The organism is Alkalimonas sp. (assembly GCF_020831925.1).
GTDB lineage: Bacteria > Pseudomonadota > Gammaproteobacteria > Enterobacterales > Alteromonadaceae > Alkalimonas.
The window spans coordinates 1-6,843 of sequence record NZ_JAFIFQ010000087.1 but is presented as its reverse complement, the minus strand read 5'-3'; the positions used below and the strand labels follow the sequence as shown (position 1 = coordinate 6,843).

Sequence of the window (6,843 nt, the reverse complement as noted above, 5' to 3'; positions counted from 1 at the left end):
GAATACCGGCCTGTCACGCCGGGGGTCGCGGGTTCGAGCCCCGTCCGCTCCGCCATTTCTTTGTACATTACAGTTTTTGGCTTAATAAGCCTGATCGCTTTTCGCCAAGCGGTAGTTCAGTTGGTTCACTCTTTGCTACGAACTTAGCGGCCTGTCACGCCGGGGGGCGCGGGTTCGAGCCCCGTCCGCTCCGCCATTTCTTTGATGCATCCCTGTTATTCTGACCTCAGAATCTGCTCGCTTCTCGCAAAGCGGCACCGGCACCATACTTGTTGGCACCGGTAATTATTAATTAGTCCTGTTCTTTTGCCGCCTGTTGCCGGGTTTTCCGCTCTTGCATTTCCTCGAACACGGCGTTGATCTCATCCAGCACGCCAGCCACATCCGCTGCTTGCTCCACTTCGTGAAACATTCCGGTTAGCTCGGTATCAGGGTTCAGATTGCCGGCTTCAAACAAAGCCCAGATTTCTTTGGCGTACTGCGTGTTTGCAAGTTCAGGCGCGAATTGCGCATAGTATTGGGTGATGTTGTTGACGTCGCGTTCTAACATCCACTGGGCATTGTTATTGGCGGCGGCATCGACTACCTGGGGCAGATCGATAATCACCGGGCCTTGAGGGTCTTGCAGCACATTAAATTCAGACAAGTCACCATGCACCAAACCGACGGACAGCATCCGCAGCACATCCTGCATCATGCGTTTGTGATCGCGCCGTGCTTGCTCGGCGGTTAGCTCAATATCATTTAAGCGCGGTGCAACATCCCCATCTTCATCCAGGATCAGCTCCATCAGCAAAATGCCATCAAAGCAGCCGTAAGGGGTGGGTACCCGCACGCCAGCATCGGATAGCTTGTACAAGGCATCTACTTCGGCGTGTTGCCAGCTTTCCTCGGCTTGTTTACGGCCAAAGCCAGAGCCTTTTTCCATGGCTCTGGCGCGTCTGGAGCTGCGGACTTTGCGACCTTCCTGGTATTGCACGGCTTTTTTAAAACTGCGCTGGCTGGCCTCTTTATAGACTTTCGCACAGCGAATGGCATCACCGCAGCGTACTATGTACACTGCGGCTTCTTTCCCGCTCATCAGCGGCCTGAGTACTTCATCAACCAGACCTTCGTCGATCAGCGGTTGAATACGTTTTGGCGTTTTCATTACAAACCTTGCTTAAGAGGCGGTCACGGCTTCCATCGGCGCCAGGACCACTTCGGGTTGCACATCAGCGCCATAGCCGAACACCACCGCCAGCATCAACACCACAGTGGCTGCAGCCATTAACTTTAACAGCAGCGGCATACAGAACTTAAACCAGCGATCGTAAGGCACACCGGCAATGCCAATAATACCCATCAGTACCGCATTGGTCGGTACTATCATATTGGAGAAACCATCACCAAACTGATAAGCCAGTACTGCGACCTGGCGTGGTACACCCACTAAATCGCTCAGTGGTGCCATCAATGGCATGGTCACGAATGCCTGACCACTGCCTGATGGCACAAACAGATTCAAAATGGTTTGAATCACCAGCATACCAAAGGCTGAAATAGTAGCCGGTACATGCGACAAGGGCAGCGACAGGCCATGTACGATACTGTGCAGGATCTGGCCATCTTCTAAAATCAGCGCAATACCGCGGGCGATACCAATCAAGACCGCCGTGGTGGTTAAGTCTTTTACCCCTTCAATAAAGCTATCAGAGGCTTGATCAAAGCTAAGGCGACCAATCAGGGTGGTTAGCAGGCCCCACCCAATAAAGCAGGCGCCCAGTTCATACAAATACCAGCCGTGCTGGGAAATACCGTAAATAGCAATGCCGATGGTCACCAGGAAAGTACCCAGGATCAGCTTATGACGCTTGTTCAGGCTAGGGTAGTGCTTGTTGCTGATATCACCCACCGGGCAGGGGAGATCCGCCACCATGGAGGCCTTGGGATCGGCGATAACTTTCTGGGCGTAACGCCAAACATGGTGGTAGGCAATAATACAAAATGGCAGGATGAGCGCCAGTCGTAGCCACATGCCGGAGTAGGGCGGTACTTCAGCAATGCCCTGCGCAATCAGTACCGTGAAAGGATTAAAAGCCGAGACACCATAGCCAACGCCATAGCCGGCAACCGTCATCCCAACCGCCGTCATGCTGTCCAGCCGCATCGCTTTGCACAGCGCCACTAAGATCAGCACAAAGGGGATGTACTCACCGGCAGTACCGATGGCACCTGAGGCCAGAGAAAAGAAGAAAATAACCATAAAGATTAGTTTGTGCGGCGCATCGCTGTGCTTTTCCAGCAAGCGGCCAATCAACGCATCAACAGTGCCAGTTCTGCGGGCTATGGCCAAGACGCCACCGACAATAAATACAAAGAAGATAATATCCTGCGCGGCGGCAAAGGCGCGGGGCACAGCGGTCAGCAGCTGCCAGGGGGTTAGGAGGCCGCGTTCTTCAGCCAGGGTGTAAGTGCCTGGGATCACCACGGTGCGGCCGGTATCGGTCAGGGCGGTTTCAAAAAAACCTTGCGGCACGATCCAGGTGGCAATCATTGCCACGATCATCATGCTAAACAGCAAGGTGAGAGTATGGGGTACCTTGAATGCTTTCTTCATGGAAAGACCTTTTTCGTTATGGTTGTGAATACAAACCCGCCAAGTCTACCTGATGCGTTAAGGGCAACCAAGGCCTTGCTGGCTTTTTGTTGTGTCCTGCGACAGGCTTGCACAGCAGCGCAGCATTGGATAGGCTGTGCGCTTCGTTAAGCTGGCAGGATACAGTTGTGCCTTTATTTGCTGTCACTATTTTTCTCAGTGCTCTGTTGTTGTTCCTTATCCAGCCGCTGGCGGCGCGCTGGTTGTTGCCTTATTACGGTGGTGGCGCCGCAGTCTGGACGGCCTGCATGCTGTTTTTCCAACTGATGCTGCTGGCCGGCTACAGTTATGCCCACTGGTTAACCCATGCACTTTCACTGGCGCAGCAACGCAAAGTTCATGCAGTGCTGGTACTGTTGGCCACGCTCTGGTTGTGGTGGGCTGGCATTACGGTAACAGCGCCAGAGCCATCGAATTACCCATTGCTAAGTATTTTAAGCTGGCTGCTCTTTTTGTTTGGTCTGCCCTTGTTGGTGATTGCGGCCAGCGCGCCTTTGCTGCAGCGCTGGTTTGCCGACCGCTTTCCGCTGCGTTCGCCTTACCGGTTGTATGCTTTATCCAACCTGGGCTCGTTAGGAGCTTTGCTCAGTTATCCCTTTATCGTGGAGCCCTGGTTGCCATTGTCACAGCAGTTTTTCTGCTGGCAATGGGGCTTTACTGGCCTGGCAGCGCTGCTATTGGCTCTGCTTGGCTGGCAATTGCCTAAGGCCCAGGCTGCCTCTGAGCCTGTTGCCGCCGCTAGCCCCTGGCAATGGGGCTATTGGCTTAGTTTATCGGCCGCAGGGGTCGTTTTATTGTTAGCGGTAACCCAGCAACTGACGCAAAACGTGCCGCCAGTGCCATTTTTGTGGGTGGTGCCGCTTGCGCTGTACTTACTGAGTTTTATTTTGGTGTTTAACCGCGAGCACTGGTATCAGCGCGGTCTCTGGCTGTATCTGTTTGGCATCGGCCTGGTGCTGGCGCTGGTATTGATCCATTTTGGCCGGCTGTTTGATCTCTATTCGCAGCTGGCTTTGTATCTGCTTATTCTGTTCAGTGGCTGCATGTTGTGCCATGGCGAGTTGGCACGGTTAAAGCCTTTGGCAAGCCAGTTAACGCGTTTTTATCTGGCGATGGCGCTTGGTGGTGTGCTGGGTGGTTTGCTGGTGAATCTGTTGGCGCCCGTTGTCCTAAACGACTTCCATGAATTCCCACTAGTGCTGCTGGCTATTCTTCTTCTGGCAGTACTGCCCTGGCAGCGTCAATTGCTGTGGTGGCGCAAGGTTGCCTGGCTGGCAGGTGCTCTAAGTTTTGCGCTGCTGGCGCTTTGGCTGCACTTTATGCTGAATCAGCACACGGTATTTCAGCAGCGAAACTTCTATGGCAGTCTGGTGGTGCGGGATATTCCTGTTGCCGGTGAGCTGCAGCGTATACTGATTGATGGCACCACCAGCCACGGCGCTCAGTATCTGGCCGCCGATAAAAGGCGGCAGGCACTCAGTTATTACCGACCAGGTACCGGTGTGGCGCTAGCGCTGCAGCAGTTGCTGCCGGATCCTGCTATGACTGCAAATACTGAAACCGCAGGCCGGCATTTCGGCATGGTGGGCCTTGGTGCCGGCACTTTAGCTGTCTATGGCAAGGCAGGGGATCGCATTCAGTTTTACGAGCTGAACCCGGCGGTGATTCGCACAGCGCAGCAGCATTTTAGTTATCTGGCCGATAGCGCAGCGACCATTGAGGTGCTGCAGGGGGACGGCCGCTTAGTGCTGCAGCAACAGCTGGAGCAACAGGGTAGCCAGCAGTTTGATGTGCTGGTGCTGGATGCTTTTAGCAGCGATGCCATACCGCAGCATTTGCTAACCCGGGAAGCTTTTGCGCTTTATCTGCAGCATCTGCGCGCGGATGGTGTATTAGCGGTGCATGTATCGAACAACTACCTGGATCTAACCTCGGTGGTACGTAATCACGCCAATTACTTTGGCCTGGAAGCGCTGTTTTTTCACACCCCTGCCGATAGCCAAAACCCTGCAGCGACCGAATGGATCCTGCTTACCAGCAACCAAAGCTTTATCCGGCAAGAGGCGATTCAGCAGGCCGCAGGCAACTGGCCGACCCCGCTGAACCCGGCTATTCAATGGACGGATGATTTTAGCAACTTACTGCGGGTGTTGAAGTAGCTGTTTTGCTTGTTCGCAACAGCTATGGTTGGGGCCGCTGGGTGGTTAAGTGCTCACCCAGTTGGTCAGGCGAATGCCAGCGACCTGTTCGAACTGCCTGACGTTGTTGGTCACCACGATTAAGCCGAGCGATCTGGCATGGCCGGCAATCATTTCATCATAAGGTCCAATGGGGCGGCCAATCTTTTTAAGCTCAGCTCTCAGCTGTCCGGTATGTGCGGCGGCATCATTATCGTAAGGCAACACCTCCAACCGGGCAGCAAAGCCTTCAATATCCCGAAGATTTCTGGCAACGGCCCCAGAGGCCTCGGCGCCATAGATAAGCTCCATCAAGGTGACGGATGATATGCAAAGCTGGCCATCGTGCAGCTTGAACGCCTCACGCACTTCGGCGGGTTTGTTTTTGATGGTGTAGATCGCAATATTGGTATCGAGCATGTATTTGAGCATTACAATGCCTCACGCTCCTGATGGACCGGTTGGTCGCGGTCGGGCATAAAGTCATCTGAAACACCTTCACCGTCAAACCACGAATCCCAGGACTCTCCTGCTGGTGTGATGATGCGTGCCCGCCCTTGAATAATGATATCCACCTGCTTCACGCTGTCTGGATAGGCGACAGGCTTTGGCAGACGCAGCGCCTGACTTTTGTTGCTTTTAAAAATACTTGCCCGCTCCATACTGACCTCCGCACTGGTGTTTTTATGCTCTCGTCAGTTTAGGAATGAATTAGGGATATGTCAACGGTATATCCCTTGTGTCGGGGTGGTAACAACAGTGTTTGCTCAAAGCGTCTGACTAAAGCAGGGATGGGCGCGATAACTTCAGCAATCTTACAGCGGGTGAAAAAATAATAAAAAGTGTGGAATAAACTGACGCGCTGATCCGTTAACGGTAAGAAAGGCGCTTTGCCGTCACTTTGTTACCAGACAAGAGGTATGTACGATGATGAACACCAACTCATTTCGATTGGCAGCAGCTGCGACAGCTATTGCGCTGGCTCTGACAGCCTGTGGCAGTTCCGAGGATGAAACTCTGGTACCGCCAACCAGTGCTGTTTTTAGCTTTGGCGTGAGTGATGCCCCTGTGACTGAGGCTGCTGCCGTGGTAATTTGTTTTTCTGGTATTGAATTGGTAGGCAATGGCATGCAACCGCAGCGCTTTACCCTAGGCTCGGATGAGTTTACCGCCGAGACCAATGATGTGTGCCGTGATGACGCTGGCAATGTAGTACCGAACAGCCGGGGTATCGATTTACTAACTTTGCAAGGCGCCAATGCCGAAGCACTGATCACCGGGGCTACGGTACCTGCTGGCTCTTATGGCCAATTACGGTTGGATATTGCCGATGGCAGTTATGTTGAGCTACTGGATGGCAGCCGTCAGCCGGTACGGGTACCATCCAATCAGCTGCGACTGGATGGACCTACCTTGAGCGCTGGCGGTACTTTCAGTTACACGCTGGAGTTTGATTTGCGTTGGGCTTTGGTCAACCCGGTTGGCCAACCGGGCTTTATAGTGCAACCAAGAGGCCTGCGGCTGGTTGATAACAGTGAAGTAGGGCATCTGCAAGGCCTGGTCAGTGAGGGTTTCCTGCTGGATAACCAATGCGATGTGAACCCTGCCGATGAGCGGGCTGCTGTTGCAGCAGTTTATTTGTTCGAAGGCGCTGATGTTGCCTTGGATGCTATGTCGGACAACCGTTCGGACGACAATGCCAGCGACGAGTTGCAACTGCCCTATGCCAGCACCGGTGTTTTCTTCGTCAATGATGCGACCGAGTACCGCTACAGTATCGGCTTTGTTGATGCGGGCAATTACACGGTCGCCATCACCTGCGATCTGGCGGATGATCCGGAAGCTGTGGATGACATTCTGTTCATAGAAGCGCAAAACATCAGCATTGAAGCGCGGCAGCAACCGCATCAGCTGGATTTTTAAAGGTCACTATCAAGAATACTGAGGTTTTCGCTGTGCTTTAGCCTGAGTTGCTATACTGCTTTTACAGGTTTTGGTTCTTTGAATAAGTTGTTAGACTGGTTAGAT

General features: G+C 53.2%; 6 protein-coding genes. 2 read left to right on the top strand and 4 right to left on the bottom strand.

The window, feature by feature from the left end:
* Positions 1-292: 292 nt before the first annotated feature.
* Both JJU14_RS15815 and JJU14_RS15810 read right to left on the bottom strand, forming a co-directional pair.
* Entirely contained in the window at positions 293-1,150 is an 858-nt protein-coding gene (locus JJU14_RS15815; protein WP_228614687.1) for a PA4780 family RIO1-like protein kinase, read from the bottom strand.
* Between the two features lie 12 nt (positions 1,151-1,162).
* On the bottom strand, positions 1,163-2,599 hold the full coding sequence (locus tag JJU14_RS15810; RefSeq protein ID WP_228614686.1) for a TIGR00366 family protein: 1,437 nt from the start codon (positions 2,597-2,599) through the stop codon (positions 1,163-1,165).
* A gap of 167 nt (positions 2,600-2,766) precedes the next feature.
* Between JJU14_RS15810 and JJU14_RS15805 the strand changes: the two genes are divergently transcribed.
* Positions 2,767-4,797 carry a fused MFS/spermidine synthase gene (locus JJU14_RS15805; protein WP_228614685.1) on the top strand — a complete coding sequence of 677 codons (2,031 nt, stop codon included), beginning with the start codon at positions 2,767-2,769 and terminating at the stop codon, positions 4,795-4,797.
* A 45-nt stretch (positions 4,798-4,842) separates the two neighbouring features.
* Here the strand turns inward: JJU14_RS15805 and vapC are convergent, their stop codons facing one another.
* Positions 4,843-5,247 (bottom strand): tRNA(fMet)-specific endonuclease VapC, encoded by a 405-nt coding sequence (vapC, locus tag JJU14_RS15800; protein WP_228614684.1) that lies wholly within the window; start codon positions 5,245-5,247, stop codon positions 4,843-4,845.
* On the bottom strand, positions 5,247-5,477 hold the full coding sequence (gene vapB, locus JJU14_RS15795; protein WP_228614683.1) for a type II toxin-antitoxin system VapB family antitoxin: 231 nt from the start codon (positions 5,475-5,477) through the stop codon (positions 5,247-5,249). The genes vapC and vapB overlap by 1 nt, the downstream gene beginning before the upstream one ends.
* A 265-nt stretch (positions 5,478-5,742) precedes the next feature.
* On the opposite strand from vapB, the gene JJU14_RS15790 reads away from it, so the two are divergent.
* The gene (locus JJU14_RS15790) at positions 5,743-6,738 is read left to right on the top strand and encodes a DUF4382 domain-containing protein (protein WP_228614682.1); all 996 of its coding nucleotides are present in this window, start codon (positions 5,743-5,745) and stop codon (positions 6,736-6,738) included.
* Positions 6,739-6,843 lie beyond the last annotated feature (105 nt).